The following is a 25697-nucleotide window of genomic DNA, read 5'->3' as shown; positions in this document are numbered from 1 at the left end:
AGAACATTCCGATATCCGGAATAAGGTCTACACCACGTGAATGGACTAGACCTCTTGCGGGTAGCCGGTCCACACTGTCCCCCGTGAGACATGTCATCGCCCTCGACGTGGGCGGCACCGGGATGAAGGCCGCCCTGGTCGGAGCGGACGGCGAGCTGCTGCACCGGGCCCGCCGTCCCACCGGCCGCGAGCGCGGCCCGGACGCGGTCGTCGCGGACGTCCTCGACTTCGCGGCCGACCTGCGCGCCGAGGGCGTCCGCCGGTACGGCGAGCCCGCGTCCGCCGCCGGCGTCGCCGTCCCCGGGATCGTCGACGAGGCGGAGGGCGTCGCCGTCCACGCGGTCAACCTCGGCTGGCGCGACGTCCCGCTGCGCGCGCTGCTCACCGAACGCCTCGGCGGCGTCCCCGTCGCCCTCGGCCACGACGTGCGCACCGGCGGTCTCGCCGAGGGCCGCGTCGGGGCGGGCCGGGGCGCCGACCGCTTCCTGTTCGTGGCGCTGGGCACCGGCATCGCGGGCGCCATCGGCATCGACGGCCGGGTGGAGGCGGGCGCGCACGGCTTCGCGGGCGAGATCGGCCACATCGTCGTACGGCCCCGGGGCGCCCCCTGCCCGTGCGGGCAGCGCGGCTGTCTGGAGCGGTTCGCCTCCGCCGCCGCGGTGGGCGGGGCGTGGGCCGCGGCCTGCGGGGATCCGGGCGCGGACGCGGCGGACTGCGCGAAGGCCGTCGAGTCCGGGGACGCACGGGCCCGCCGGGTGTGGCAGGAGGCGGTGGACGCGCTCGCCGACGGGCTGGTCACCGCGCTCACCCTGCTGGACCCCCGCACCCTGATCATCGGTGGCGGGCTCGCCGAGGCGGGGGAAACCTTGTTCACACCGCTGCGGGAGGCCGTCCGGCGGCGGATCACCTTCCAGAAGCCGCCGTCCCTGGTCCCCGCGGCCCTCGGGGACACCGCCGGGTGCCTGGGCGCGGGACTCCTCGCCCGAGACCTGATCGACACCACTGACCTCTCGGAGGTAACCACCTGATGGCCCCCACCAAGGTTCTCGCCGGCGCCCGGGTGGTCCTGCCCACCGGGACCGTGGACGGCGGCCGCGTGACCGTCGAGGGCACCCGGATCGCGGACGCGGCGCCGGGAGGTTCCCCGGCGGCCGGGACGGTCGACCTGAGCGGCCACTGGGTGGTCCCCGGCTTCGTCGACCTCCACAACCACGGCGGCGGCGGGGCGTCCTTCACCGGCGGCACCGCCGAGGACGTCCTGAAGGGCGTGCGCACCCACCGCGCGCACGGCACCACCACGGTGGTCGCCTCCGCCGTCACCGGCGACCTGGACTTCCTCGCCCGGCAGGCCGGGATGCTCGCCGAGCTGGCCCAGCAGGGGGAGATCGCCGGCATCCACTTCGAGGGGCCGTTCATCTCCCCGTGCCGCAAGGGCGCGCACGACGAGGGGCTGCTGCGCGACCCCGACCCGGCCGAGGTGCGCAAGCTGGTCGACGCGGCGCACGGACAGGCGCGGATGATGACGCTGGCCACCGAGCTGCCGGGCGGCCTGGACTCCGTGCGGCTGCTCGCCGAGCACGGGGTGATCGCGGCCGTCGGGCACACCGACGCCACCTACGAGCAGACGCTGCGGGCCATCGACGCGGGCGCGACCGTCGCCACCCACCTGTTCAACGCGATGCCCCCGCTCGGCCACCGCGCGCCCGGCCCGATCACCGCCCTCCTGGAGGACGAGCGGGTCACCGTCGAGCTGATCAACGACGGCACCCACCTGCATCCGGCCGCGCTCCGGCTGGCCTTCCACCACGCGGGCGCCGACCGGGTCGCCTTCATCACCGACGCGATGGACGCGGCCGGCTTCGGCGACGGCCGCTACATGCTGGGCCCGCTGGAGGTCGAGGTCGCGGACGGGGTGGCCCGGCTGGTGGAGGGCGGCTCGATCGCCGGCTCCACGCTCACCCTGGACCGCGCCTTCAAGCGGGCGGTGACGGTGGACGGGCTGTCCGTCGAGGACGTCGTGCGGGCGATCTCCGCCAACCCGGCGCGGCTGCTCGGCCTGGACGACCGGATCGGCTCCCTGGAGCCCGGGAAGGACGCCGACCTGGTGGTCCTGGACGACGGGTTCGACCTGGTGGGCGTCATGCGCCGGGGGGAATGGGTGGTCGATCCCCGACTGGGCTGATCCGTCCCGCGGCCGCACCGGACGACGGCCGGCCCGAGGGGTGGGCCGACCGCCGTCCGTTTGGCATGATCGTGCCCCCGGGACACGTGGAAGCGCAGGCAAAAGGGGAGGTCGGCCCGGTGATCCTCACGGTCACGTTGAACACCGCTCTCGACATCACCTATCGCGTGCCGTCCCTGCGGCCGCATGCCCCGCACCGGGTCTCCGAGGTGACGGAACGCCCCGGCGGCAAGGGCGTCAACGTGGCGCGGGTGCTCGCGGCCCTCGGCCACGAGGTGACGGTCACCGGCTTCTCGGGCGGTACGACGGGCCGCGTCCTGCGGGACCGGCTCTCCGGGGTGCCGCACCTGACGGACGCGCTGGTCCCGGTCTCCGGCCCGACCCGGCGCACCGTCGCGGTCGTGGACGAGCGCTCCGGCGGCACCACCCTGCTCAACGAGCCCGGCCCGGCGATCGGCCCCGCCGAGTGGTCCGCGTTCCAGGGGGTGTACGAGGACCTGCTGGCCTCCGCCTCGGCGGTGGCCCTGTGCGGCAGCCTGCCCCCGGGCGTCCCGGTGGGCGCGTACGCGGGCCTGCTGCGCACCGCCCGCGCGGCCGGGGTCCCCACCCTCCTCGACACCAGCGGCGCGGCGCTGCGCCGCGGGGTCGCCGGACGGCCCGACATCCTCAAGCCGAACGCCGACGAACTGGCCGAGCTCACCGGCTCCCACGAACCGCTGACCGCCACCCGGGACGCCCGCCGGCGCGGCGCGGGCGCGGTGGTCGCCTCGCTGGGCGCGGAGGGCCTGCTCGCGGTGACCCCCGAGGGCCGTTGGCGCGCGGCCCCGCCGCGGCGGCTGCGCGGCAACCCGACCGGCGCCGGCGACGCGGCCGTCGCGGGCCTGCTCTCGGCCCTGGTGGAGCACCGCCCCTGGCCCGACCGCCTCGCCCGGGCGGCGGCCCTGGCGGCGGCGACGGTCCTGTCCCCGGCGGCGGGCGAGTTCGACCGGGCGGCCTACGAGGAGCTGCTGACCGGGGTCACGGTGACCGGGGAGGCGAACGCGGCGCAGGGCCCGCACCGGGTCACTTCTTGACCTGGCCCTCCTTCAGCCACAGCTGGTCCAGCAGGACGTTGCACTTGTCCCCGTCGGCGCAGGAGACCGAGATGGTGTTGCTGCCCTTGTTGAGCGTCGGCCAGGCGAAGGTCTGGGTCCAGCCCTTGGAGAAGTCGCCGTCCCCGGCGTGCGCGAAGTTGTCCATGTTGAGCTTGGAGCCGAACTCCTTGCCGTTGACGGTGAGCGTCATCGACTGGGGCTCGTCGGTGGTGCTGTAGCGCACGAAGACGGTGTAGGTGCCGTCCTTCGGGATGTCGTTGACGGTCCAGGTGACCGAGTTCCCCGGCTGGTTGAGGTTGGACACGTAGATGCCGCCGTCGGACTGCGCGCCCTCGACGTCCGACGCGAGGGTGGCCGTGCCGCCCAGCCGCATCGCCTTCGCGTCGGCGGTGGGCAGCTCCGCCGCCTCCTCCTCGTCCTCGCCCTTGCTCGCCGAGGGGGTCGGTTCGCCGCTCTGCTGGGTCTGGGTCGGCGTGGAGCCCGCCTGGTCGTCGCCGCCGTCCTCGTCGTCGCCGCCGATCATGGCCACGCCGATGCCGATCACGACCGCGGCGACCACCGCGATCGCGCCGATGAGCAGGCCCTTGGTGTTCGGACCGCGGCCCCGGCCGCCCCCGCCGCCGTGCGACGGCTGGGGTGAGTGGGCGGTGGGGGCGCCGCCGGGCAGCGTCTCGGGGGCGGCGTAGTGGGCGCTCGGCTGGCCGTAGACGCCCTGCTGCTGCGGTGCCTGCGGGGCGGGGCCCGGCTGGCCGTACTGGCGGGTTCCGACCGGACGCACCCGGTTGACCGAGTTCGGGTAGCCGTAGCCCCCGGACGGCGGCTGAGCCCCGCTGGCCTGCCCGTCGGCGTAGAGGTAGCCGAACGGGTCGTCGTCCTCCGGCGTGCTCGCGCCGTTGTTGCCGGCCGTCATCCCTTGGTGCTCCTAGCTGCGGATCGGGTGCGGTACGAGGGGTGGAGAAGACGAGCCTACCCGCTTCCCATGGCCCGAACGGGTGACCCGGATCGCATCAAACCACTGACCTGTGGTTCATCCCGCACGCCGATGTTGTTTGGGACGAGATCGTTTCTCGACGTACATCCGTTCGTCGGCGGACTTCAACACTTCGTCCGCCGTCATCCCGCAGTGCGCCCACCCGATGCCGAAGCTGGCCCCGACCCGCACGGCCCGTCCCTCGGCCCGGATGGGCTGGATGATCTCGTTGCGCAGCCGTACGGCGAGGTCCTGGGCGTCGGCCCGGCCGAGCCCGTCGGCGAGTATCACGAACTCGTCGCCGCCGAGCCGGGCGACGGTGTCGCCGTCCCGCACGCCGTTGCTGAGCCGGCGGGCCACCTCGATGAGGACCGCGTCACCCGCGTTGTGCCCGAACCGGTCGTTGATCGACTTGAAGCCGTCGAGGTCGCAGAAGAGCACCGCGAGCCCCTTGGCGCCGTCGTCGAACTCCGCGGCCGGCGCGACGGTGTGCACGTGGTGGTCGTATCCCTCGCACTGGTCGGCGCCCGGCGGGAAGTCGAAGTCGTGGCCCCGGTCGAAGACGGGCGGGCCGTAGGCGGCGCCGAAGGAGTCCGCGGAGTCGAAGGACTCGAAGGGCTCCATGGAGTCGACGGAGGCGGGCGGCGCGCTCTGCGGCTGCTGCCGGCACAGCCGGGCGGACAGCCGGGACCGCAGCTCGGCGGAGTTCGGCAGCCCGGTGAGCGAGTCGTGGGAGGCGCGGTGGGCGAGCTGGAGCTCGCGGCGCTTGCGTTCCTCTATGTCCTCGACGTGGGTGAGCAGGAAGCGGGGGCCGTCGGCGGCGTCGGCGACGACCGAGTTGCGCAGCGACACCCAGACGTAGGTGCCGTCGCGGCGGCCCAGGCGCAGCTCGGCCCGGCCGCCCTCGGCGGAGGTGCGCAGCAGGGTGCCGATGTCCTCGGGGTGGACCAGGTCGGAGAAGGAGTAGCGGCGCATCGCGGAGGCGGGGCGGCCCAGGAGGCGGCACAGGGCGTCGTTGGTGCGCAGGATCCGGCCGTGCTGGTCGCCGCCCATCTCGGCGATGGCCATGCCGGAGGGGGCGTACTCGAAGGCCTGCCGGAAGCTTTCCTCACTGGCCCGCAGCGCCTGCTGGTCGCGCTCGAGGCGGACCAGGGCGCGCTGCATGTTGGCGCGCAGACGCGCGTTGCTGATGGCGATGGCGGCCTGGAAGGCGTACATCTGCAGGGCCTCGCGGCCCCAGGCGCCGGGCCGCCGGCCGTTGCGCGGGCGGTCCACGGAGAGGACGCCGACCAGTTCCCCGGAGGTGCCGCCGCCCTGCGGGCCGGGGGCGTGCATCGGGGCGAAGAGCCGGTCGGAGGGGTGCCACTCGTCCTCGAAGCGGGGCGCGGGCCCGTCGGTGTACCACTGCGGGACGTCGTCGTCGTCGAGGACCCAGCCCTCGGTGTGCGGTATGAAGACCAGGTCGCCCCAGCGCTCGCCCATGTTCAGCCGGCGGTCCCAGGACCCGCGGGAGCCGACCCGGCCGGTGATGAGGGCCTCGGCGGCGGAGTTCCCGGCCAGGGCGGCGACCACGAGATCGCCGTCGGGGCGCACGAGATTGACGCACGCCAGCTCGTACCCGAGGGCGCCCACGACGCCGTCGGCGACCGTCTGCAGCGTGTCCGCCAGGCTGCGGGCCGTGTTCATGTCGGCCATGGCCTGGTGCAGTTGCCGCAGCGACGCAAGACGGACGTAGGGTTCCGACTCGGTCTCCATCCTCGCCCTCCCCCCGAGACCTCGCAGCGAATCAAGGGTTGTCTTCGGCGTATCGTCCCAGCAGCTTCCCCGCCACTGAATCACAGCGCGCTGCCCACTCGGTACACAGGGTCAACAATTCTTGCCCCTTGTGACTCAAGTCACAGATAAACGTGAGCAATTGCGTGCTCTCTCCGCGGTTTTCCGCATGCTCACCGAACGCTTTTTTCGTGGTGCTTGTGCAGGGCCTGTGCCCGTCTCGGGCGTTGGTCCTAGGCCCCGGCTCGGACCGGGGCCCGATGCGGGGCCCGTGGAGCGGAGATTAGCGTTTCCGGCGTGCCGAACACTTCCGCCCCGCCCACGATCACCGCTGCGTCCGCCGCCCGGCATGCTGAGGGGGTGAGCAACGACGAGTTCCGAGCCGCCCTGTCCCGGCTGGCCGCCGGCGTGGTCCTGGTGACCGCGCAGGAGCCGCCACTGGACCCCGACGACCCCTCGGCGCCGGCCGGCGAGGACGTCGGCATGACGGCCACCGCGTTCATGTCGGTCTCCCTGGACCCGCCGCTGGTGCTGGTCAGCCTGCGCAACGGCTCCCGCATGGACGACCTCCTCGACGAGCAGCCGCTGTGGGGGGTCTCCGTGCTCTCCGAGAGCCAGCGGCACGTCGCGGGCCGCTTCGCGATGAAGGGCCGGGTCAGCGACCGCCTGCTCTTCGCCGACATCCCGTACCTGCGCGGCGAGCACAGCGGGGCCCCGCTGGTGGGCGGCGCGCTGGCGACCCTGGAGTGCCGCACCGAGCAGCGGGTGCCGGCCGGGGACCACACGCTGGTGATCGGCCGCGTCCTGACGGCCCGGGTGCCGAGTGCGGAGGGCGGTCCGCTGACGTATTTCCGGGGCCGTTACCGGCAGTTGGGCTGAACGCTTTGACGCCGTCACCGAAATCCCTTTTACCGGACGGGATGTGCCCGCCTAGGGTGCCCGGATGACGACGACCACGGCACTTCGCCTCGAAGAGATCACCCCCGGGAATCTCGAGGCCGCCCTCGGCATACGGGTCCGCCCCGACCAGGAATTCGCCGTCGCGCCGGTGGTGAAATCCCTCGCCGAGGCATACGTCCGTCCGGACTCCGCCTGGCCCCGCCTGATCATGGACGGCGACCGCGCGGTCGGCTTCCTGATGGCCTTCCTCGACATCGACTGGCACGAGGACGGCGGCAGCGTCGTCCGCTCCGGCCTGTGGCGGCTGAACATCGCGGCGGAGGAGCAGGGCAAGGGCTACGGCCGCTTCGCCGTGGAGTCGGTGGCCGAGGAGCTCCGCCGCCGGGGCGCCCGCGAGTTCCACGTCACCTGGCACCCCGGTGACGACGGCCCCGAGGGCTTCTACCTGGGCCTGGGCTTCCGCAGGACCGGAGAGGTCGTCGAGGGCGAGACGGTGGGCGTACTGGACCTGGACTGAAACGCCGGGGCCCTTGTCCGGACACCGGGCCCAGCGCCCCGAGGAGACGCGGGACCGCCCCCGCGCGCGCCTACCGCCGCACGGGCGCGCCCCGAAGGGGCGCGGGAACTTGCGCGACCGACCGCGACGGACCCGCAGGGCCGTCCACGCAGCGTCCCCGGACCTCCGGCCCGACGCCTCCGCAGGAGCCACCGGGGCCGCGCCCAGGGGGAGCCGGGGGTCACCCCCAGTCCCGCGCGGAGCGCCCCCGCTTGGTCTCGGACCGCTGCTTCTTCTCCCGCAGCCGCCGCTCGTTGATCCCGCGCGGGACACGCGTCGGCCGGCGCGGCCTCGGCGGAGGCGCGGTCGCCTCCGCGAGCAGCGCCGCGAGGCGCACCGCGGCGGTCTCGCGGTTGCGCCACTGCGAGCGGTGCTCCGAAGCGCGGACGGTGATCACCCCACCGGTCAGCCGCCCGGCCAGCCGCTCCAGCGCCCGTTCCTTCCACACCTCGGGCAACGCCTCGGTGCGGGCGAGGTCGAAACGCAGCTCGACCTGGGAGTCACTGGTGTTCACATGCTGTCCGCCGGGCCCGGACGACCGCGAGAAACGCCACATGAGCTCGGCCTCGGGCAGCGGGACGGAGCCGCGGATGAGATAGGGACCGGACATGCCGTACAGGTTCCCGCGCCTGACCGGGCCACGTCACGCGAATATCCCGTGTCCCCCGACCCCCGGTCCGGGGACCGGGGGTCGGGGGACACGGGTAAAGAAAGTAAAGGGACCTGGAACCTCTCGCGCCCCTCTCCACGTTCAATGGGGTAGCTGTAGCTTCTAGCCGTACGTAAACGAGGGAAGGGACTCCCAACAATGGCTGTAAGCCTGTCCAAGGGTGGCAACGTCTCGCTCACCAAGGAGGCTCCGGGCCTGACCGCCGTCACCGTGGGCCTCGGCTGGGACGTCCGCACCACCACCGGCACGGACTTCGACCTCGACGCCTCCGCGATCGCGGTCAACACGCAGGGCAAGGTCTACTCGGACGCCCACTTCGTGTTCTTCAACAACAAGCAGACCCCGGACAACTCCATCGTCCACACGGGTGACAACCGCACCGGCGAGGGCGCCGGCGACGACGAGGCGATCAACGTCAACCTGGCCGCGCTCCCGGCCGACATCGACAAGATCGTCTTCCCGGTGTCGATCTACGACGCCGAGAACCGCTCGCAGAACTTCGGCCAGGTGCGCAACGCCTACATCCGCATCGTCAACCAGGCCGGGGGCGCCGAGATCGCCCGCTACGACCTCTCCGAGGACGCGGCCACCGAGACCGCCATGGTCTTCGGCGAGCTGTACCGCAACGGCGCGGAGTGGAAGTTCCGCGCCGTCGGCCAGGGCTACGCCTCGGGCCTCGTGGGCATCGCCCAGGACTTCGGCGTCAACGTCTGACGGACGCCCGCCTCCCGTGACGGAGCCCCCGGCCGGGCGGTGACCCGCCCGGCCGGGCCTCCGGCACACGCTCAGGGCCGCTCCGGTCGCCCCGCGCCGTACAGCCAGTCCTCCCAGATCCCCGCGAAGTCCCGGTCCGGAGCCGACCTCTCCACGAACGCCGTGAAGTCGCCGGTGTCCGCGTTGCCGTGGCGGTGCGCCCGCGCCCAGCCCCGGAGCAGGTCCCGGAAGGCGTCGTCGCCGACCGTCTGCCGGACCTTGTGCAGGACCATCGCGCCCCGCCCGTACACGGGAGCGGCGGAGAGGTGCGCCGCGTCCGGCGGCTCGGCGGGCGGGAAGGACCAGAGCTCCTCCTCGGCGCCCGCGTCCGGGACGTACCCGCCGGCGTACAGCGCGTCGAAGGTCCGCTGCGCCGTGTCACCGCCGTGCTCCTCCCGCCACAGCCACTCCGCGTAGGTCGCGAAGCCCTCGTTGAGCCACATGTCCCGCCAGGTCCTCGGGGTGACCGAGTCGCCGTACCACTGGTGGGCGATCTCGTGGACCAGCAGCCCGGTGTCGGGGGCCCCGGGGAAGACGGGCCGGCTCTGGGTCTCCAGGGCGTACCCGGCGTCCTCCGGGCGCTCGACGATCACACCCGCGGAGGAGAAGGGGTACGGGCCGAAGGTCCGTTCCGCCCACGCCAGCACCTCGGGGAGCCGCGCCAGGGACGCGCGGCTCGCCTCCGCCTGCTCCGGATCGACGGCCGTGTACACGGGCAGCCCGCCGGCGGTCGTCGTGCGGCGGACGTCGTACCGGCCGACGGCCAGCGTCGCGAGGTAGCTCGCCATCGGCTCGCCGGTGCGCCAGCGGTACGTCGTGCGGTCCCCCTTCCGCTCCTCACCGGCCGGCTCCCCGTTGGACACCGCCCGCACCCCCTCCGGCACGGTCACCGCCAGGGAGTACGTCGCCTTGTCGGAGGGGTGGTGGTTGCCCGGGAACCACGCCGTCGACCCCACCGGCTGCCCCAGCGCCAGCGCCCCGTCGGCGGTGCGCAGCCAGCCCTCCTCGGAACCGTCCGGATCGGTGACGGTCACCGGGGCGCCTGCATAGCGGACGGTCACCCGGAAGGTGCCGCGCACCGCCTCGCGCGGGCGGACGGTCAGCTCCTGCCCCGTCCGGCTCCAGCGGGCGGCCGCGCCGTCCACGGTGACCTCCTCGACGTCGAGGCCCTCGAGGTCGAGATTGAGCGCGGAGAGGTCCTCCGCCGCCCGGGCGGTGATCACCGCGGTACCGGTGAGACGGTGCGCGCGGGGGTCGTAGGCGAGGTCGAGGGCGTAGTGGCGGACGTCGTAACCGCCGTTGCCGGCCTTCGGGAAGTACGGGTCGCCCACACCGGAACCGCCGGCCGGAGCCCCCGGTCCTCCCCCGCAGGCGGCCGCCGACACCACGAGCAGGGCGGCGAGGGCGCTGCGGGAGCCGGGGCGGTGAGGGCGCACCCCGGGATCCTATGAGGGACGGCGCGCCACGACGTGGCACCATCACCCACGTGCTCGACATCGGCTACGCCCTCTCCAACCGCTTCCCCGACCCCCCGCAGACCGACTACCGCCGCGCGGACGTCCACGCCCTGCGGCACGACCTCTTCTGCGGGGACGTCTACCTCGCCGACACGACGTCGGACCGCGAACTGTCCACAGCCTGGGGATGGGTGCCGGTGCTCGACTTCGCGTGGGCGCTGTGCGACATCGTGGAGCGGATCGACCGGGACCCGGCCGGCTCCCGCGCCTCCCGTCCCCAGCACGCGGAGCTGGACTTCACCGAGTCCACCGACCGCCTGCTCTTCGAGCGCCGCTTCGGCTGGGTGGACATCGAGGCGGAGTGGCTGCCCGCCTCCGAGCCCCCGCTGACCTTCTCCCACACCGAGCTGCGCCGCGAGGCCCGCGACTTCCTCCACGACCTCCTCGCCGACCTGACCGACCTCCACGAGGACCTCGGCGAGAACCCGGCCGTCTGGACCCTCCAGGCCCGCTATCCCCGCCTGAAGTAGCCCTCACCCCTCCACTCTGATCCCCCTCTCCCCCGCCAGCACCGGCGCCAGGTCCAGCAGCTGGGCCGTGCTGATCACCGCCCCCGACAGCCGGTCCACCCCCCGCGCGATCTCCAGCGGCGCGGCCCCGCGCAGGTCCACGTCCTTCAGCGTGGCCCCCGAGAGGTCCGCGTCCTTCAGGGCGCAGTCCACGAACTCCACCCGCTCCAGCAGGGCCCCGCCGAAATCCGGCTCCACCAGGACACAGCCCTCGAAGACCACGTCCTGGAGCCGGGCCGAGCGCAGGTTCAGAAAGTCGATCTTCCCGCCCCGGATCAGCACCCGCTCCAGCGCCGCCCCGTGCAACTGCGTCCCCCCGAGCCGCGCGTCGGTCAGCTCGACGTCGCGCAGGGTCGCCCCGGCCAGGTCGGTGCCCACACCCCGGACACCGGCGAGCACCGAGTCCAGCACCCGGGCCCGGGACAGCCGCGTGCCGTCCAGCGCGCACCCCGTCAGCACGCAGTCCATGAAGCGCGCCCCGCCGCCGTCCTGCCCGGCGAAGTCCGCCTCCCGGAACTCCAGCCCGTCGTAGTCCCCGTCCGGCTCCAGCCCGCCGCCCTCGTACCGCTCCGGCGCGGGCAGCCGGAGCTCCGGACGCCGCGCCGCCTTCACCCCCGGACCGCCCACCGCTCTCCTCGTCATGCCCCCATGCTGCACCCCACCCCTGACAATCCATCCGACCAGGAGAAACCCCGGGCATGTCCCTTCTCCGACCTCCCGGCGACCTCCCCGACAGCGCCCTCGGAGCGCGCGCCCCGCCGAGGCCGCCGCCCACCGGGCCCCGGGGAGCAGGGGCACGACCGGAAAAGCCGTTCCGGAGCCGTGGCGGGCGCCGCTACCGTGCACGGGGTGATCGACGTTCCCGCGGGACTCGCCGCCGCCCAGGAGAAGTACAACAAGGAGGCGGGCCGCGCCTTCGTCGCCGCCCTCCCGGACCTCACCGCCGCCTTCCTGGACCGCTGGGAGCTGCGCGTCACCGGTACGCCCATGCACGGCGTCAGCGCCCTCGTCCTCCCCGTCGACCGCGCGGACGGCACACCGGCGGTGCTCAAGCTCCAGCTCCGCGACCACGAGACCGACGGCGAGCCGGCCGCCCTGCGCCGGTGGAACGGCGACGGGGCGGTCCGCCTGCTCGCCCACGACGAACCCACCGGCACCATGCTCCTGGAACGCCTCGACGCCTCCCGGATGCTCGCCCACCGGCCCGACGTCCACGAGGGCGTCCTGGTGATCGCCCGCCTCCTCGCCCGCCTCCACGCCACCCCGGCCCCCGACGGCATGCGCCGCCTCGGCGACATCGCCCGGTCCATGCTGGAGCGGACCCCCGCCGTCCTGGACCGCGTCCCGGACCCGGCGGCCCGCCGCCTCGTCGCCGACTGCGCCGCCGCCGTGCGCGAGGTCGCCGACGAGCCCGGCGACCGCCTGCTCCACTGGGACCTGCACGACGAGAACGTCCTCGCCGCCGACCGCGCCCCCTGGCTCGCCATCGACCCCAAGCCGCTGGCCGGCGACCCCGGCTTCGACCTGTGGCCCGCCCTCGCCAACAACTTCGACCCCGACGACATCGCCTGGCGCTTCGACGCCATGACCGACGTCCTCGGCCTGGACCGCGCGCGGGCGCGCGCCTGGACGTACGGCCGGCTGCTGCAGAACTGCCTGTGGAAGACGGAGGACGGCCGCCCCCTGGACGAGAACGACCTGGAGATCGCACGCCGCCTGCGCGGGCGTGGGGGAGGTCGGACCCGGTAGCGCCCTCGCGTCCTTGGTTCCCTCGTCCTGGCACCCTGCCGCTGAGGCCGGACACCGCGGACGACCGCCCCCTCCATGAGCAGGTGGCCTCGGCGGTCCGGCGCGCCGTCGCCGAGGGGGGTGCGCGCCGGGTGACCGGCTCCCCCGGCGCGGGAGCGCCGGCACCGAGGACGGCGGCCCCGCTCCACGGCTCCGAGCGGGGCCGCGGTGCGTCCCCGATGGCGAACTCCCGTCCCGAGGCGGAAGGATGCGCACGCGTCGCTCTCCGCCGCTCCCGGTCCGGACCACGCGAAAGGCCAGGCCACGAGTTGCGTGACCTGGCCTTTTCGGGAGCCCCCTGTCGGATTCGAACCGACGACCTACGCATTACAAGTGCGTTGCTCTGGCCAGCTGAGCTAAGGAGGCGTCGCGCGGCGCGCGCGAAGGCTGGTCCACTGTACACAGAGCCGGTTTCGCCGGGCCACGCACTTGTGGGGGCGGGGTCCGCCGTTTCACCCCAGGCCGTACGCGAAGGTGTACGCCACCTTCGTCTCCCCGTGCCGGTGGGTGAACCCGCCCGTACCGCGCAGGCCGGTCAGCTCCCCGGTGCCCGAGCCCTCGACGACCTCGAAGGCGCAGTGGACGGTGCCGTCGCTCCCGAAGCGGCCGCGTTCCTCCAGGACGAAGGTGCCGGCGCGGCCGTCGACCCGGCCTGCGACGAGCTCCATGCCCGCGAAGGTGCCGGTTCCGTCGGCCAGGTGGGTGATCGTGTAGTCGCAGGTGGTGGCCTCGGCCTCGATGCCGCCCGAGAAGGCGTTGGTGACGGTGGCGTGCGCGAGCCGGGGCAGGCCGTCCTCCCCGGTGACGGGGTCCTCCCTCCAGTCGGCGAAGGTGAAGTGGCCGGTGAGTTCGGTGGTGGACATGGGTGTTCCCTTCCGGGGTGGCCGATGGTGTGCCCCCCACTCTTCCGGCCGTACCTGACACCTTCTGTCAGGTACCGCGGACAATGGCCCCATGCGCGCCGACCGGCTCCTCTCCCTGCTCCTGCTGCTGCAGAACCGCGGCCGGATGACCGCTGCCGAGCTGGCGGCCGAGCTGGAGGTGTCGGTGCGCACCGTCTACCGGGACGTCGAGGCGCTCGGCGCCTCCGGGGTGCCGGTGTGCGCCGAGCGCGGGCCGGAGGGCGGCTACCGCCTGATGGACGGCTATCGCACGCGGCTCACCGGGCTCACGGACGCGGAGGCCGGTTCACTGGTCCTCGCGGGGCTGCCGGGACCGGCCAGGGAGCTGGGGCTGGGCGCCGTGCTGGCGAGCGCCCAGCTGAAGGTGGAGGCCGCCCTGCCGGGCGAACCGGCGGACCGGGCGCGGCGGGTGCGCGAGCGGTTCCACCTGGACGCGCCCGCCTGGTTCCGGGACGCCGACCCGGTACCGCACCTGGAGCCGATCGCGAGGGCGGTGTGGGAGCGCAGGGTGTTGCGCACCCGCTACCGCCGCTGGCGCGGCGAGGTGCGCCGGGAGGTGCGTCCGCTGGGGCTCGTGCTGAAGGGCGGCATCTGGTACCTGGTGGCGCTGGCGGACGACGCGGTGCGCACCTACCGGGTGTCACGGTTCCAGGAGGTGGCGGAGACCGGCGAGGAGTTCACCCGGCCCGCGGGGTTCGACCTGGCCGCGTACTGGACGGAGTCCTCCCGGCGGCTGGAGGAGGCGACGCGGCGGGGCACGGCCCGGCTGCGGCTGTCGCCGCGCGGGCAGAAGCTGCTGCCGATGCAGTTCGGGGCGGCGGGGGTGCGGGCGCTCGCGGGCGCGGGACCGGCGGACGGGCGGGGCTGGGTGGAGGTGGAGCTGGCCGTCGAGTCGGAGGCGGTCGCCACCGGCGATCTGCTGCGGCTCGGCGTCGAGGCGGAGGTGCTCGGCCCGGCGGGACTGCGGGAGGCGGTCGCCGCGGCGGTGGCGGTGCTGGCGGACCGGTACGGGGCGGGGCGCTGATCGCGTGCCCGGCCGGGCGCCGGCCCCCGCGCAACCGGGCCGTCATCCCGGCGGTCGAAAGTTTGCATGAAATTCACAGCCCTGGAACTACTGACAACCAGATGAACGCCCGGTACCGTCCTGTGCCAGTTCACCCACGTGGACCACACCACTGCGGAGCACCCGTCGTGGCACCGCCTTCCTACTCGGATCGTCCGGCACGTTCCTGCCGGTAGAAGGGGACCATTCACCATGGCCACTGTCACGTTCGACAAGGCGACCCGGATCTACCCGGGTTCCACCAAGCCCGCCGTCGACGCCCTGGAGATCGACATCGCGGACGGCGAGTTCCTCGTCCTGGTCGGCCCGTCCGGTTGCGGCAAGTCCACCTCGCTCCGCATGCTCGCGGGGCTCGAGGACGTCAACGGCGGCGCCATCCGCATCGGCGACCGCGACGTCACGCACCTGCCGCCGAAGGACCGGGACATCGCCATGGTGTTCCAGAACTACGCGCTCTACCCGCACATGACGGTCGCCGACAACATGGGCTTCGCGCTCAAGATCGCCGGCGTCAACAAGGCGGAGATCCGGCAGAAGGTCGAGGAGGCCGCGAAGATCCTCGACCTCACCGAGTACCTGGACCGCAAGCCGAAGGCGCTCTCCGGCGGTCAGCGCCAGCGTGTCGCGATGGGCCGCGCCATCGTGCGTGAGCCGCAGGTGTTCCTCATGGACGAGCCGCTGTCCAACCTGGACGCCAAGCTCCGCGTGTCCACCCGTACGCAGATCGCGTCGCTCCAGCGCCGCCTGGGCATCACCACCGTCTACGTCACCCACGACCAGGTCGAGGCCCTCACCATGGGCGACCGCGTCGCGGTCCTCAAGGACGGTCTGCTCCAGCAGGTCGACTCCCCGCGCAACATGTACGACAAGCCCGCGAACCTCTTCGTCGCCGGCTTCATCGGCTCCCCCGCCATGAACCTGGTCGAGGTCCCGGTCACCGACGGCGGCGTGAAGTTCGGCAACTCGGTGGTGCCGGTGCAGCGTGACGCGCTCTCCGCGACCAGCGACAAGACCGTCACCGTGGGCGTCCGCCCCGAGCACTTCGACGTGGCCGGCGCCGACTCCGACCAGGGTGTCGCCGTCACCGTCAACGTCGTCGAGGAGCTGGGCTCCGACGCGTACGTCTACGGCACCGCGCAGGTCGGCGGCGAGGCCAAGGACATCGTGGTCCGCGTCGGCGGCCGTGAAGTCCCGGAGAAGGGCAGCGTGCTGCACGTCGTGCCGCGCGCGGGCGAGACCCACGTGTTCTCGACCTCGACCGGTGCGCGCCTGTCCGACTGACCGTCGCCGCCGCGACCGTCGTTCACGGAAAGGGCCCCGCAGGCGCTGCGGGGCCCTTCGCGTTGTCGACAAATACCCCGTCACAACGGTCATTTCGAGCGGTGTACGTCAACACGCGTCCTGGAGTACGGGGTTCCGGGTCCCCCGTAACGGTGACGGAATGTTTCCTTGTCGCTACCGGACGCTACCCTCACACGCGTGAAGCACTCCACTAACCGTCAGACGCGTCGCGGCCGGGGCCCCGCCCGCCGGATCGGCCGCTCCCTCGCCTTCGTCCTGCCCGTCGTCCTGGTGTTCTCGGGAACCCTCGCGGTCGCGCGGGTCAACTGGTCGGGAGCGTCCCCCTCCAGCCCGGTGCTCACCGCCGCGGACACCTCCGCCTCCGGCGTCCCCTCGCGCGCCGGTGCCCGCGCGCCGCAGCACGTGCTGCGGGACAGGCTGCTGGTGGAACTGCAGGAGGAGAACCCGGGTGTGGCGCTCACCCACCTCCAGCAGGCGGTGGACGACCGCCCGTCGCTGGCGAAGCACTGCGCCTCCATCGCCCGCACCCTCGGCAAGGCGGCGGTCCGCGTCTACGGCCCCACCAAGGCCCAGTCCTACGCCCGCCCGGTCTGCGACACCTCCTTCGCCACCGGCGTCACCACAGCCGCCGGCTGACCCCGGCCGCCCCCGCGGGCGCCGGGCTGCGCGACCGCCCCGGCGCACAGCGACGCGGGGCACCCCGTCACACGTCCGCCCCACCCCCCTTTCCCCCGCCCCCACACCGGCGCCGGACCCCCCGCGAGCGCCGCGTAAAGTGCGGGCATGACCGATCCGCGTGCCGTCGCCCGCCCCGTGCAAGCCGTCGTCCTGGCCGGGGGCCAGGGGTCCCGGCTTCGTCCGTACACCGACGACCGCCCCAAGCCGATGGTCGAGATCCCCGGCACGGGAACCCCGATCATCGGTCACCAGCTCTCCTGGCTCGCCGAGGAGGGCGTGACGGACGTGGTGGTCTCCTGCGGCCATCTCGCCGAGGTCCTGCAGAAGTGGCTGGAGAGCGCCGACCTGCCGCTCTCCGTCACCACCGTCGTCGAGACGGAACCCCTCGGCCGCGGCGGCGGCCTGAAGTACGCCGCCGCCCACCTGCCGCACCCGGACCGGCCCTGGTACGCCACCAACGGCGACATCTGGACCCGCTTCTCGCTGCGCGACATGGCCGACTTCCACACCGAGCGCGACGCCGTGGCCACCCTCGCCCTGGCCCGCCCGCGCATCCCGTGGGGTGCGGTGCGCACGGACGGCTTCGGCCACATCACCGACTTCATCGAGGCCCCGCCGTCGACCTTCGAGATCAACGCGGGCGTGTACGTGTTCTCCCCCGAGTTCGCCGGTCTGCTCCCGGAGCGCGGCGACCACGAGCGCACCACGTTCCCGCGTCTCGCGCGGGAACGCCGCCTGGCCGGTTTCCCGATCCCCCAGGGTTCCTACTGGCGCGCGATCGACACCGCGAAGGACCTGACGGAGGCGGCCAAGGAGCTGGCGGGGCAGGGTCGCTGAGCCCCCTGTCCACCGGGCGCGGCTCCGGCCGTCCGTGGACGCCGTCGTACGACCGTGGGGTCCCGCACGTTCGACGGGGGGGGGCCCCCCGGGGGGGGGGGGGGGGGGGCCCCCAAACCACCGGCGGGGGCCGCCGTTCTACCGCGGGGGGGGCCCCCCCCGCCCACGGGGGGCCACCCCACGGTCGTGTGCGGGCGGCCGCCGCTATCCCAGGAGGCGGCCCACGAGTCCGGGGTTCCCGGAGGAGGAGCCGCCGCCGCTGTCGCCGCCGCTCGGGGTGCCGCCTCCGGTGCCGCCGGAGGCGCTGCCGCCGCCCGAGGTCGGGCCGGTGGTGGTGCTCGGCGCCTGGCCGGCCGGGGTGGACCGCTGGGGCGGGGCCTGGCCCGCGCTGCCCTGGGTCTGGCTGGGCGCGCCGGTGGCCGTGCCGGTGCCCCGGGTCGCCCCGGGGGTGGTGGCGTCGGCGGGCGGGCTCACCGTGCCCGACGTGGCGCCCCGGGGGGGTGAGGTGGAGGCGGACGGGGTCCGCTCCTCCTTCCGGCGCTCGCCGGACTCGACGGGCAGCGGGGAGCCGGGGAGCTCGTTGCGCGGGGCCTCGCCGGGTCCGGGGACGACCACCCGGTCGGCGTCCCGGACGGCGCCGCCGAGCAGTGCGCCGACGAGCATGCCGGCCCCGCAGACCACGAAGGTGATCAGGGCGCCCCGGCGCAGGACGTGGCGGCGCAGGTCCCAGATGTCGGCGCGGGGACCGAGCCGGCGCCAGGCCCCGCCCGCGAGGCGGCCGTCGACGGAGTAGACGGGGGCACCCGCGATGATCAGCGGCGACCAGGCGGCGAGGTAGATGATGTCGGGCGTCTCGTAGGCGGGGACGCTCTTCCAGCTGACGGTGACCAGCAGCGCCGCCGAGAGCGCCGCCCCGACGACGGCGGCCACGCGCTGCCAGCAGCCGAGGACGGTCAGGACGCCGACGACGATCTGCGCGAAGGCGATGGCCAGTCCGGAGCCGACGGGGTGCTCGAGGGCGAACTGGCGCAGCGGCTCGGCGACTTCCCAGGGGTGCAGGGAGTGCAGCCACGTGACCATGGAGCCGCGCTCGCCGCCCTCGAAGTAGAGGGGGTCGCACAGCTTGCTCATCCCGGCGTAGACGGAGATGCCGCCGAGGAAGACGCGCAGCGGGAGCAGGACGACGCCGAGGTTCATCCGGCGGCCGGGGTAGTAGGCGTGCCGGGCCGGGTCGTCGCCGTGCCGCCTGCCGCGCCGGCCGGTGGCCTCGGCCCCGTCGTCGTGGGCGGGCTCGTCGTAGGCGCTGCCGACCGGGCGCATCGGGGGCAGGAGGGGTCCGTCGGCGGGGCGGCGCTGGGCGCCGACGAACGGCGTCTCGAGGGGCCGGGTGGCCGGGCCGTCGGCGTGGTCGGGCCCGGCGCCGGGGCGCGGGACGACCCGGGTGACCCCGGTGCCGGCGGGCGGCTCGTCGGCGTGGCCGACGCCCCCGTGCCGTACGGCCTGGAGCAGCCGGTGGGCGCCGGTGTCGTCGGGCGCGGACCGGCCGCTCCAGACGACGGGCCGGCGGCGGGCGGCGGTCTGGCCCGGCGTGCCCACGGTGGTGACGACGGGGATGCGGGCGGTCTCCTCGGCGGCACTCGCGTGCCGTGCGATCCGCGGCGACGAGGCGTGCCGCGCCGAGGCGCCCAGCTGCACGCGGAAGCTGGCGTGATTGACGATGACCTGCGCCGGATCGCTCGGCACCTTCACCATGCTCAGCGCGGGAGCGTCGTCGAGTCCCGACGAGCGGTCCCCCGTGGGTGTGCGGGGTGTTCTGGTGTCCACACTCATCTAACCGAGTGACGTGCCGTTAGGACACTGCCTTGACCCGCCGGATGTGTCCGGACCCCGTCAAGCCGGTCCGGACCACTCGGAACACTCCGTGCGGGCGACCCCGCCGAACGGCCGTCCGGCCCCGTGCGGCACGGTCCCCGTCGCCGCACGGCCGTGCCGGCCTCCGGCCGGCGTCCTCGCCGCCCCGGGGTCAGCCCCGCCGGCGCGCCGCCTCGTACAGCACGATCCCCGCCGCCACGCCCGCGTTGAGCGACTCGGCGCCGCCCGGCATCGGGATCCGCACCCGGACGTCGCACGTCTCGCCGACCAGCCGGGACAGTCCCTTGCCCTCGCTGCCCACGACCACGACGACCGGACCGCCCAGCGCGTCCAGCGCGCCGAGTTCGGCCTCGCCGTCGGCCGCCAGGCCGACGACCGCGATCCCGGCCTTCTTGTACGCCTCCAGCGCGCGCGTCAGGTTGGTGGCGCGGGCGACGGGCGTGCGGGCGGCCGTACCGGCGGACGTCTTCCAGGCGCCGGCCGTCATCCCGGCGGCGCGCCGCTCGGGCACCACGACGCCGTGGCCGCCGAAGGCGGAGACGGACCGGACGACCGCGCCGAGGTTGCGCGGGTCGGTGACCCCGTCGAGGGCCACGATCAGCGGGTCCTCGCCCTCGTCGTGGGCGGCGGCGACCAGGTCCTCCGGGTGTGCGTACTCGTACGGCGGGACCTGCAGGACCAGGCCCTGGTGGTTCAGGCCGTTGGTCATGCGGTCGAGCTCGGGGCGGGGCGCCTCCATGAGGTTGATGCCGCCGCGCTCGGCCGCGAGCTGGAGCGCCTCGCGCACCCGCTCGTCGTTGTCGATGAACTGCTGGACGTACAGCGTGGACGCGGGCACGCCCTCGCGCAGCGCCTCGACGACCGGGTTGCGGCCGACGACGAGTTCGGAGGTCGAGCGGCCCCCGCCGCGCCGCTGCGGGGTGCGGCCCTGGGCGCGTCGCGCCTTCGCCTGGGCGGCGCGCTGCTTGGCGTGCCCCTTGCGCATCTCGGCGGGCGGCGTCGGCCCCTTGCCTTCCAGGCCCCGGCGTCGCTGGCCGCCGCTGCCGACCTGCGCGCCCTTCTTGCCGGACATGCGGCGGTTGTTCGCGGCCATGAGGTATCCGTCTCCGTGAAGTCGTGGGTGGTGCCGATGTGCGTACGGCCTGCGGTGTGCCTATGAAGTGTGCCGCCCGGAGGCCCGGACGGCACAGTCGATCTTCGGGTGCCCCGGCTCCTCAGCGCGGGCCGAGGCTCCAGCGCGGCCCCTGCGGGCCGTCCTCGATGACCAGTCCGGACTGGTTGAGCTGGTCGCGGATGGCGTCCGCGGTGGGCCAGTCCTTGCGGGCCCGGGCGGCCTCGCGCTGGTCGAGGACCATGCGGACGAGGGTGTCGACCACCCCGTGGAGGTCCTCGCCCCGGTCGCCCTCACCGGCCCAGTGCGGGTCCAGCGGGTCGAGGCCGAGCACGCCGAGCATGGCGCGGACCTCCGCGAGCCGGGCGACGGCCTCCTCCTTGTCGTCGGCGGCCAGCGCGCTGTTGCCCTGCCGGACGGTGGTGTGCACGACGGCGAGCGCCTGCGGGACGCCCAGGTCGTCGTCCATCGCCTCGGCGAACGCGGGCGGCACCTGGTCGGCGGGTTCGACGACGCCCCCGGCCTTCTCCACCACGCGCTGCACGAAGCCCTCGATCCGCGCGAACGCGGACTCGGCCTCGCGCAGGGCCTCCTCGCTGTACTCGATCATCGACCGGTAGTGCGGGGTGCCCAGGTAGTAGCGCAGCACGATGGGCCGCCAGCGCTTGACCATCTCGCTGACCAGCACCGAGTTGCCGAGCGACTTCGACATCTTCTCGCCGCTCATGGTGACCCAGGCGTTGTGCACCCAGTACCGGGCGAACTCGTCGCCGTAGGCCTTGGCCTGGGCGATCTCGTTCTCGTGGTGCGGGAAGATCAGGTCGAGACCGCCGCCGTGGACGTCGAAGGCGCTGCCGAGGTACTTGTGCGCCATCGCCGAGCACTCCAGGTGCCAGCCGGGGCGCCCGCGGCCCCACGGCGTCTCCCAGCTCGGCTCGCCGGGCTTGGCCGCCTTCCACATCGCGAAGTCGCGCGGGTCCCGCTTGCCGGTCTCGCCCTCGCCCGACGGCTGGAGCAGGTTGTCGAGCTCCTGGTTGGACAGCCTCAGGTACCCGGGGAACGAGGTGACGGCGAAGTACACGTTGCCGTCGGCCTCGTAGGCGTGCCCGCGCTCGATGAGGCCGCGCATCATCTCGACCATCTCGGTGATGTGGCCGGTGGCGCGCGGCTCGTAGGTCGGGGGCAGGCAGCCGAGGGCCCGGTAGCCGTCGGTGAAGGCGCGCTCGTTGTCGTAGCCGATGGACCACCAGGGGCGGCCCTGCTCGGCGGACTTGGCGATGATCTTGTCGTCGATGTCGGTGACGTTGCGGACGAACGTCACCTCCAGGCCGCGGTACTCGAACCAGCGGCGCATGATGTCGAAGTTCAGACCCGAGCGGATGTGCCCGATGTGGGGCGCCGCCTGCACGGTGGCGCCACACAGGTAGATCGAGACGCGACCCGGCCGGAGCGGGGTGAAGTCACGGATCTGCCGGGCGCTGGTGTCGTACAGGCGAATAGTCACGACACCAGGGTAGTGGGCGCGGGGGCGTGCGGTGCGCCTCCTGCGGTTTCGACGGCGCATGTCCCGTGCGGGCCCGGTGGGGGCCGGTCGCGCCCGCGCGGCGGGGCCGCGCGCCGTCCGGCCCGCGCCCCTCTCCGGCCGGACCGGTCACCCTTCCCGCGCGACGTGGACGACCAGCGCCGTCGCCACCGCCATGAGGCCCTCGTCCCGGCCCGGGAAGCCCAGGCCGTCCGTGGTGGCGCCGGAGACCGAGACCGGGGCGCCCGCCGCTTCCGAGAGGAGCCGCTGCGCCTCGTCCCTGCGCTTGCCGATCTTCGGGCGGGGGCCGACGACCTGCACGGCGACGTTGCCGATGCGGAAGCCGGCCTCGCGGACGATGCGGGCGGCCTCCTTCAGCAGGGTGACCCCGGACGCGCCGGACCATTCGGGGCGGCCGGTGCCGAAGTGCTGTCCGAGGTCGCCGAGGCCGGCGGCGGAGAACAGGGCGTTGCAGGCGGCGTGGGCGACGACGTCGGCGTCGGAGTGGCCGGCCAGGCCGGGGCCCTCGCCCTCCCACTTCAGGCCCGCACACCACAGTTCGCGGCCGTCCTCGAAGGCGTGGACGTCGGTGCCGACGCCGACCCGGGGCAGGGGGTACGGCTCAGAAGCCATCGTTGTGCCTCCTGCGGGCCAGGACCGCCTCGGCGAGGACCAGGTCGAGGGGACGGGTGACCTTGAAGGCCTCCTCGTGCCCGGGGACGGTGACGACGGTGAGGCCGAGCTGTTCGACCATGCTCGCGTCGTCGGTGACGTCGCCCCTCACCGTCTCGTGGGCGCGCACCAGGGTGGCCCGGTCGAAGCCCTGCGGGGTCTGCACCGCGCGCAGCAGCGACCGGTCGGGGGTGGCGACCACGGGTTCCGGGTCCCCGGGCACGGCGGCGGGCTCGACCTGCTTGACGGTGTCGGCGAGCGGCAGCGCGGGCACGACGGCGGGCGCGCCGTCGCGCACGGCCTCGATGACGGCGTCGACGGTGTCCACGGGGACCAGCGGGCGGGCCGCGTCGTGCACCAGGACGATGTCGTAACCGGGCGGCAGCGCGTCGAGGCCGAGCCGCACGGACTCCTGGCGGCTCTCGCCGCCGGGGACCACGAGGAAGTCGGTGCGCTCGGGCAGCGCGTGCGCGTCGAGCAGCGTCCTGACCTCGGCGGCGCCGTCGGGCGGGGCCACGACGACGACGAGGGAGACGGCGCGGGAGTCGGCCATCGCACGGATCGCGTGGACGAGCATGGGCGTGCCGCCCAGGGCGCGGAGCGCCTTGGGGGCGCCCGGACCGAGGCGTACGCCACGGCCGGCGGCCGGGATCACGGCCGCCGTACGGGTGGCCGTACGGCCGGGTGCGGGGTTCGGCGACGGCGGGGGGAGCGGATCGTCAGACATCGGTTCCTGTCAGGTTTGTGTGCTCGGCCTACGTGGGTATGGCCTGGGCGTACCCCCTGCTCCCGGAGCGGGGAGTGCCGGGTGTTCCGCCTTGACCAGCCCCTTCCGTGATTCTGGTCGAGCCGACCGCCCGGGCCCGGCACGCCGGGGGCGGGGACGTGAGTGAGGACACATTCCCGGTACGACGCACGTGCAGCGTAGACAAGGCGTTCGGGTGCGGACATGCCGCAGCGCCCGGCGACGTCCATGACGTCATCGGGCACCGCGGCATTTCGGTGTGCTGAGTGCTGAGAGTGAGGCGCGCGCTACGACCGCGCGCCACGAGCCACGAGCTGCGGCTCGGGGATCTCAGGAGGCGAGAACCTCGTCGAGCAGGGCCTCCGCCTTGTCCTCGTTGGTGTTCTCCGCGAGGGCGAGCTCGCTGACCAGGATCTGGCGCGCCTTGGCGAGCATGCGCTTCTCACCGGCGGAGAGTCCGCGCTCACGCTCACGACGCCACAGGTCACGCACGACTTCCGCGACCTTGATGACATCACCCGAGGCGAGCTTCTCGAGATTCGCCTTGTAACGACGGGACCAGTTCGTGGGCTCCTCCGCGTACGGTGCGCGCAGCACCTCGAAGACCCGGTCCAGCCCGTCCTGACCGACCACATCACGCACGCCGACGAACTCCGCATTGTCCGCTGGCACACGTACCGTCAGGTCACCCTGGGCGACCTTCAGCACCAAGTAGGTCTTGTCCACGCCTTTGATCTGGCGAGTTTCGATAGCCTCGATCAGCGCGGCCCCGTGATGGGGATAGACCACGGTGTCGCCAACCTTGAACGTCATGTGACAGGTACCCCTTCCGTGGCTATCCAGGGTAACACGGATACGGCGTCTTCTGAATGGCGTTTTCGCAGGTCAGGGCCTTTCTCGGGGCTTGACAACAGCAACAGGAACGTGCTTCGGACGCCTAGCGGAAGCAGGTATTCGCAGGTCGGAGCGGCTCTCCGACGCAAGCGAAACACGCACGCCACACACGCCCGGAGCCCCCCACAAGTGGCCGAACATCCCCATATGTCCGGTTCCATCTGCTCGAGTTCCGCTACTCCGTTCGGTGCGCGGAGCCGGATCCCGGACGAATCCCGGAATTGATCACCCGGCGCGGGATGAGCGGCCGGTGATCAATTCCGGAGTCCTCCGCCCATTCCTTCACCGGAAATACGCGGTCGCTATGGGAATGGCACGGGAGTGTCGCGCCAAAGCGACGCAAGTGACCGGTGAGTCACTTGTGGTTCAAGAGGTCGCGCGCGACTGTTCCCGACCACCGGTGAGGCGGTGGACGGGACGGTGGGGGAACCTCCGTGCACACCTCACCGGGCTAACGCGGGACGCCCTGAGGAGGGTCGGGTGTGGCGGCGCGGGAGCGGCTCGGTAACCTGAGGCCGCTGACAGACACTTAGGGCGGCTTTAACCCGAGTCGCCGAACGTTTCGAGTCAAGGAGTTGCCGCCGCCGTGAGCAGCAGCCTTCGACGCGGTGCTCTCGCCGCCACCGCCATCGCGTTCTCGATCGCCTCGCTCTCCGCGTGCGCGGCCGGCCACAACGCCCAGAGCCTCCAGATCAAGCCGGACAACGCGTCGGCGACCGTCGGCGACATCAAGGTCCAGAGCGCCACGGTCATCACCCAGCCCGACCTGCAGTCGACCGGCCCGGCCGTGGTGTCCGCCACGCTGTTCAACGAGGGCAGCACCGACCAGACCCTGGAGTCGGTCACCGTCCCGGGCACCGGCAAGACCGCCGAGCTGACCCCCGCCGAGGGCGGCAGCCTCACCGTCCCGGCCGGCGGCTCGCTGATCCTCGGCGGCGAGGGCAACGCCGCCGCCGTCCTGCCCAGCAGCCGCGAGGCCGTCCGGGACGGCAACGCGCAGAAGATCACCTTCACCTTCAGCAAGACCGGTGACGTGAGCCTGCGCGCGTACGTCTTCCCGGCCGAGCACTTCTTCGAGAGCTGGGGCCCGAGCGAGGCGGCCGCCGCGCTGGGCGCCTCCACCCAGCCGTCGACCGAGCCGTCGGCGGAGTCCTCCGAGGAGCCGGCCGCCGGCGCCACGGGCGAGGCCACCGGCACCGAGTCGGGCACCTCGACCGACGCGGCCTCCGCCGACGCGCAGACCGACCACTGAGCGCGCGTACGACACGAACACGGTGAAGGGCGGGACCCCGTACGGGGTCCCGCCCTTCACACGTGACCGCGGACGAGTCGTGCCCGCCCCCGGCGCCCCGAGGGCCTGGGAGGCGCCCCCGGAGCGGCACGGGCG

Annotated in this window: 25 protein-coding genes and 1 tRNA gene; 13 read left to right on the top strand and 13 right to left on the bottom strand. The window is 73.6% G+C overall.

All coding sequences use genetic code 11. The features are described from left to right. Positions 1–83: 83 nt before the first annotated feature. The 3 genes from ABTY20_RS11420 (at position 84) to ABTY20_RS11410 (ending at position 3255) form a co-directional block, all read left to right on the top strand. On the top strand, positions 84–1028 hold the full coding sequence (locus ABTY20_RS11420) for an ROK family protein (protein ID WP_351996748.1): 945 nt from the start codon (positions 84–86) through the stop codon (positions 1026–1028). Further along, entirely contained in the window at positions 1028–2182 is a 1155-nt protein-coding gene (nagA, locus tag ABTY20_RS11415) for an N-acetylglucosamine-6-phosphate deacetylase (RefSeq protein ID WP_351996747.1), read from the top strand. Before ABTY20_RS11420 ends, nagA begins: the two co-directional genes overlap by 1 nt. Before the next feature lie 119 nt (positions 2183–2301). Continuing rightward, a complete protein-coding gene (locus tag ABTY20_RS11410; protein ID WP_351996746.1) occupies positions 2302–3255 on the top strand; it encodes a 1-phosphofructokinase family hexose kinase in 954 nt (317 codons plus the stop codon). Here ABTY20_RS11410 and ABTY20_RS11405 read toward each other — a convergent pair. Together ABTY20_RS11405 and cdgB are read right to left on the bottom strand one after the other, a co-directional pair. Next, the gene (locus tag ABTY20_RS11405; RefSeq protein ID WP_351996745.1) at positions 3245–4186 is read right to left on the bottom strand and encodes a carbohydrate-binding protein; all 942 of its coding nucleotides are present in this window, start codon (positions 4184–4186) and stop codon (positions 3245–3247) included. The two genes, ABTY20_RS11410 and ABTY20_RS11405, sit on opposite strands and share 11 nt — an antisense overlap. A gap of 117 nt (positions 4187–4303) precedes the next feature. Next, positions 4304–6001, bottom strand: a complete 1698-nt coding sequence (gene cdgB / locus ABTY20_RS11400) for a diguanylate cyclase CdgB (RefSeq protein WP_351996744.1) — start codon at positions 5999–6001, stop codon at positions 4304–4306. A gap of 315 nt (positions 6002–6316) precedes the next feature. Between cdgB and ABTY20_RS11395 the strand changes: the two genes are divergently transcribed. After that, entirely contained in the window at positions 6317–6898 is a 582-nt protein-coding gene (locus ABTY20_RS11395; RefSeq protein WP_351996743.1) for a flavin reductase family protein, read from the top strand. A 64-nt stretch (positions 6899–6962) separates the two neighbouring features. Continuing rightward, positions 6963–7436 (top strand): GNAT family N-acetyltransferase, encoded by a 474-nt coding sequence (locus ABTY20_RS11390; protein ID WP_351996742.1) that lies wholly within the window; start codon positions 6963–6965, stop codon positions 7434–7436. Between the two features lie 220 nt (positions 7437–7656). Here ABTY20_RS11390 and arfB read toward each other — a convergent pair whose 3' ends face one another. Continuing rightward, a complete protein-coding gene (arfB, locus tag ABTY20_RS11385; protein WP_351996775.1) occupies positions 7657–8094 on the bottom strand; it encodes an alternative ribosome rescue aminoacyl-tRNA hydrolase ArfB in 438 nt (145 codons plus the stop codon). 189 nt (positions 8095–8283) lie between these two features. Between arfB and ABTY20_RS11380 the strand changes: the two genes are divergently transcribed. After that, positions 8284–8859, top strand: coding sequence for a TerD family protein (locus ABTY20_RS11380; RefSeq protein WP_010035999.1), 576 nt, complete (start codon positions 8284–8286; stop codon positions 8857–8859). Between the two features lie 71 nt (positions 8860–8930). Here the strand turns inward: ABTY20_RS11380 and ABTY20_RS11375 are convergent, their stop codons facing one another. Then, positions 8931–10334 (bottom strand): M1 family metallopeptidase, encoded by a 1404-nt coding sequence (locus tag ABTY20_RS11375; protein WP_351996741.1) that lies wholly within the window; start codon positions 10332–10334, stop codon positions 8931–8933. Positions 10335–10384: 50 nt separating this feature from the next. On the opposite strand from ABTY20_RS11375, the gene ABTY20_RS11370 reads away from it, so the two are divergent. Beyond that, positions 10385–10885, top strand: a complete 501-nt coding sequence (locus tag ABTY20_RS11370) for a hypothetical protein (protein WP_351996740.1) — start codon at positions 10385–10387, stop codon at positions 10883–10885. Between the two features lie 3 nt (positions 10886–10888). Here the strand turns inward: ABTY20_RS11370 and ABTY20_RS11365 are convergent, their stop codons facing one another. Then, entirely contained in the window at positions 10889–11566 is a 678-nt protein-coding gene (locus tag ABTY20_RS11365; protein WP_351996739.1) for a pentapeptide repeat-containing protein, read from the bottom strand. A gap of 180 nt (positions 11567–11746) precedes the next feature. Between ABTY20_RS11365 and ABTY20_RS11360 the strand changes: the two genes are divergently transcribed. After that, the gene (locus ABTY20_RS11360; protein WP_502991790.1) at positions 11747–12673 is read left to right on the top strand and encodes an aminoglycoside phosphotransferase family protein; all 927 of its coding nucleotides are present in this window, start codon (positions 11747–11749) and stop codon (positions 12671–12673) included. A gap of 331 nt (positions 12674–13004) precedes the next feature. Here the strand turns inward: ABTY20_RS11360 and ABTY20_RS11355 are convergent. Together ABTY20_RS11355 and ABTY20_RS11350 are read right to left on the bottom strand one after the other, a co-directional pair. Next, positions 13005–13078, bottom strand: a tRNA-Thr gene (locus ABTY20_RS11355). A gap of 86 nt (positions 13079–13164) precedes the next feature. After that, positions 13165–13575 carry a DUF3224 domain-containing protein gene (locus ABTY20_RS11350; protein ID WP_351996737.1) on the bottom strand — a complete coding sequence of 137 codons (411 nt, stop codon included), beginning with the start codon at positions 13573–13575 and terminating at the stop codon, positions 13165–13167. A 91-nt stretch (positions 13576–13666) separates the two neighbouring features. On the opposite strand from ABTY20_RS11350, the gene ABTY20_RS11345 reads away from it, so the two are divergent. From ABTY20_RS11345 to ABTY20_RS11330, 4 genes are all read left to right on the top strand, one after another. After that, entirely contained in the window at positions 13667–14638 is a 972-nt protein-coding gene (locus ABTY20_RS11345) for a helix-turn-helix transcriptional regulator (RefSeq protein WP_351996736.1), read from the top strand. Positions 14639–14869: 231 nt separating this feature from the next. Further along, positions 14870–15958, top strand: a complete 1089-nt coding sequence (locus ABTY20_RS11340; RefSeq protein WP_351996735.1) for an ABC transporter ATP-binding protein — start codon at positions 14870–14872, stop codon at positions 15956–15958. A 198-nt stretch (positions 15959–16156) separates the two neighbouring features. Beyond that, a complete protein-coding gene (locus ABTY20_RS11335) occupies positions 16157–16615 on the top strand; it encodes a hypothetical protein (RefSeq protein ID WP_351996734.1) in 459 nt (152 codons plus the stop codon). Positions 16616–16762: 147 nt separating this feature from the next. After that, entirely contained in the window at positions 16763–17494 is a 732-nt protein-coding gene (locus ABTY20_RS11330) for a nucleotidyltransferase family protein (RefSeq protein ID WP_351996733.1), read from the top strand. 204 nt (positions 17495–17698) lie between these two features. Here ABTY20_RS11330 and ABTY20_RS11325 read toward each other — a convergent pair whose 3' ends face one another. The 6 genes from ABTY20_RS11325 to ABTY20_RS11300 form a co-directional block, all read right to left on the bottom strand. Then, the gene (locus ABTY20_RS11325) at positions 17699–19324 is read right to left on the bottom strand and encodes a DoxX family protein (RefSeq protein WP_351996732.1); all 1626 of its coding nucleotides are present in this window, start codon (positions 19322–19324) and stop codon (positions 17699–17701) included. Between the two features lie 193 nt (positions 19325–19517). Then, positions 19518–20459 (bottom strand): 23S rRNA (guanosine(2251)-2'-O)-methyltransferase RlmB, encoded by a 942-nt coding sequence (gene rlmB, locus ABTY20_RS11320; RefSeq protein ID WP_351996731.1) that lies wholly within the window; start codon positions 20457–20459, stop codon positions 19518–19520. A 121-nt stretch (positions 20460–20580) separates the two neighbouring features. Beyond that, the gene (gene cysS / locus ABTY20_RS11315) at positions 20581–21981 is read right to left on the bottom strand and encodes a cysteine--tRNA ligase (protein WP_351996730.1); all 1401 of its coding nucleotides are present in this window, start codon (positions 21979–21981) and stop codon (positions 20581–20583) included. A 147-nt stretch (positions 21982–22128) separates the two neighbouring features. Beyond that, positions 22129–22632, bottom strand: a complete 504-nt coding sequence (ispF, locus tag ABTY20_RS11310; protein ID WP_351996729.1) for a 2-C-methyl-D-erythritol 2,4-cyclodiphosphate synthase — start codon at positions 22630–22632, stop codon at positions 22129–22131. After that, positions 22622–23398 (bottom strand): 2-C-methyl-D-erythritol 4-phosphate cytidylyltransferase, encoded by a 777-nt coding sequence (ispD, locus tag ABTY20_RS11305; RefSeq protein WP_351996728.1) that lies wholly within the window; start codon positions 23396–23398, stop codon positions 22622–22624. Before ispD ends, ispF begins: the two co-directional genes overlap by 11 nt. A gap of 348 nt (positions 23399–23746) precedes the next feature. Next, positions 23747–24229, bottom strand: a complete 483-nt coding sequence (locus ABTY20_RS11300; protein ID WP_003953493.1) for a CarD family transcriptional regulator — start codon at positions 24227–24229, stop codon at positions 23747–23749. 667 nt (positions 24230–24896) lie between these two features. On the opposite strand from ABTY20_RS11300, the gene ABTY20_RS11295 reads away from it, so the two are divergent. Then, the gene (locus ABTY20_RS11295) at positions 24897–25562 is read left to right on the top strand and encodes a copper chaperone PCu(A)C domain-containing protein (protein WP_351996727.1); all 666 of its coding nucleotides are present in this window, start codon (positions 24897–24899) and stop codon (positions 25560–25562) included. The last annotated feature ends 135 nt before the right edge of the window (positions 25563–25697 follow it).

This window comes from Streptomyces sp. NPDC126497 (assembly GCF_040302425.1).
Taxonomy (GTDB): Bacteria; Actinomycetota; Actinomycetes; order Streptomycetales; family Streptomycetaceae; genus Streptomyces.
The sequence above is the reverse complement of the archived record's forward strand: the minus strand, read 5'-3'. Positions and strand labels throughout refer to the sequence as shown.

Excerpts from the sequence above, each read along its gene's own strand:
- nagA (WP_351996747.1), top strand. The coding sequence starts at position 1,028 with ATGGCCCCCACCAAGGTTCTCGCCGGCGCCCGGGTGGTCCTGCCCACC.
- ABTY20_RS11405 (WP_351996745.1), bottom strand. The coding sequence starts at position 4,186 with ATGACGGCCGGCAACAACGGCGCGAGCACGCCGGAGGACGACGACCCG.
- cdgB (WP_351996744.1), bottom strand. The coding sequence starts at position 6,001 with ATGGAGACCGAGTCGGAACCCTACGTCCGTCTTGCGTCGCTGCGGCAA.
- ABTY20_RS11390 (WP_351996742.1), top strand. The coding sequence starts at position 6,963 with ATGACGACGACCACGGCACTTCGCCTCGAAGAGATCACCCCCGGGAAT.
- ABTY20_RS11380 (WP_010035999.1), top strand. The coding sequence starts at position 8,284 with ATGGCTGTAAGCCTGTCCAAGGGTGGCAACGTCTCGCTCACCAAGGAG.
- ABTY20_RS11365 (WP_351996739.1), bottom strand. The coding sequence starts at position 11,566 with ATGACGAGGAGAGCGGTGGGCGGTCCGGGGGTGAAGGCGGCGCGGCGT.
- ABTY20_RS11350 (WP_351996737.1), bottom strand. The coding sequence starts at position 13,575 with ATGTCCACCACCGAACTCACCGGCCACTTCACCTTCGCCGACTGGAGG.
- ABTY20_RS11345 (WP_351996736.1), top strand. The coding sequence starts at position 13,667 with ATGCGCGCCGACCGGCTCCTCTCCCTGCTCCTGCTGCTGCAGAACCGC.
- ABTY20_RS11340 (WP_351996735.1), top strand. The coding sequence starts at position 14,870 with ATGGCCACTGTCACGTTCGACAAGGCGACCCGGATCTACCCGGGTTCC.
- ABTY20_RS11330 (WP_351996733.1), top strand. The coding sequence starts at position 16,763 with ATGACCGATCCGCGTGCCGTCGCCCGCCCCGTGCAAGCCGTCGTCCTG.
- ABTY20_RS11325 (WP_351996732.1), bottom strand. The coding sequence starts at position 19,324 with ATGAGTGTGGACACCAGAACACCCCGCACACCCACGGGGGACCGCTCG.
- rlmB (WP_351996731.1), bottom strand. The coding sequence starts at position 20,459 with ATGGCCGCGAACAACCGCCGCATGTCCGGCAAGAAGGGCGCGCAGGTC.
- ispF (WP_351996729.1), bottom strand. The coding sequence starts at position 22,632 with ATGGCTTCTGAGCCGTACCCCCTGCCCCGGGTCGGCGTCGGCACCGAC.
- ispD (WP_351996728.1), bottom strand. The coding sequence starts at position 23,398 with ATGTCTGACGATCCGCTCCCCCCGCCGTCGCCGAACCCCGCACCCGGC.
- ABTY20_RS11300 (WP_003953493.1), bottom strand. The coding sequence starts at position 24,229 with ATGACGTTCAAGGTTGGCGACACCGTGGTCTATCCCCATCACGGGGCC.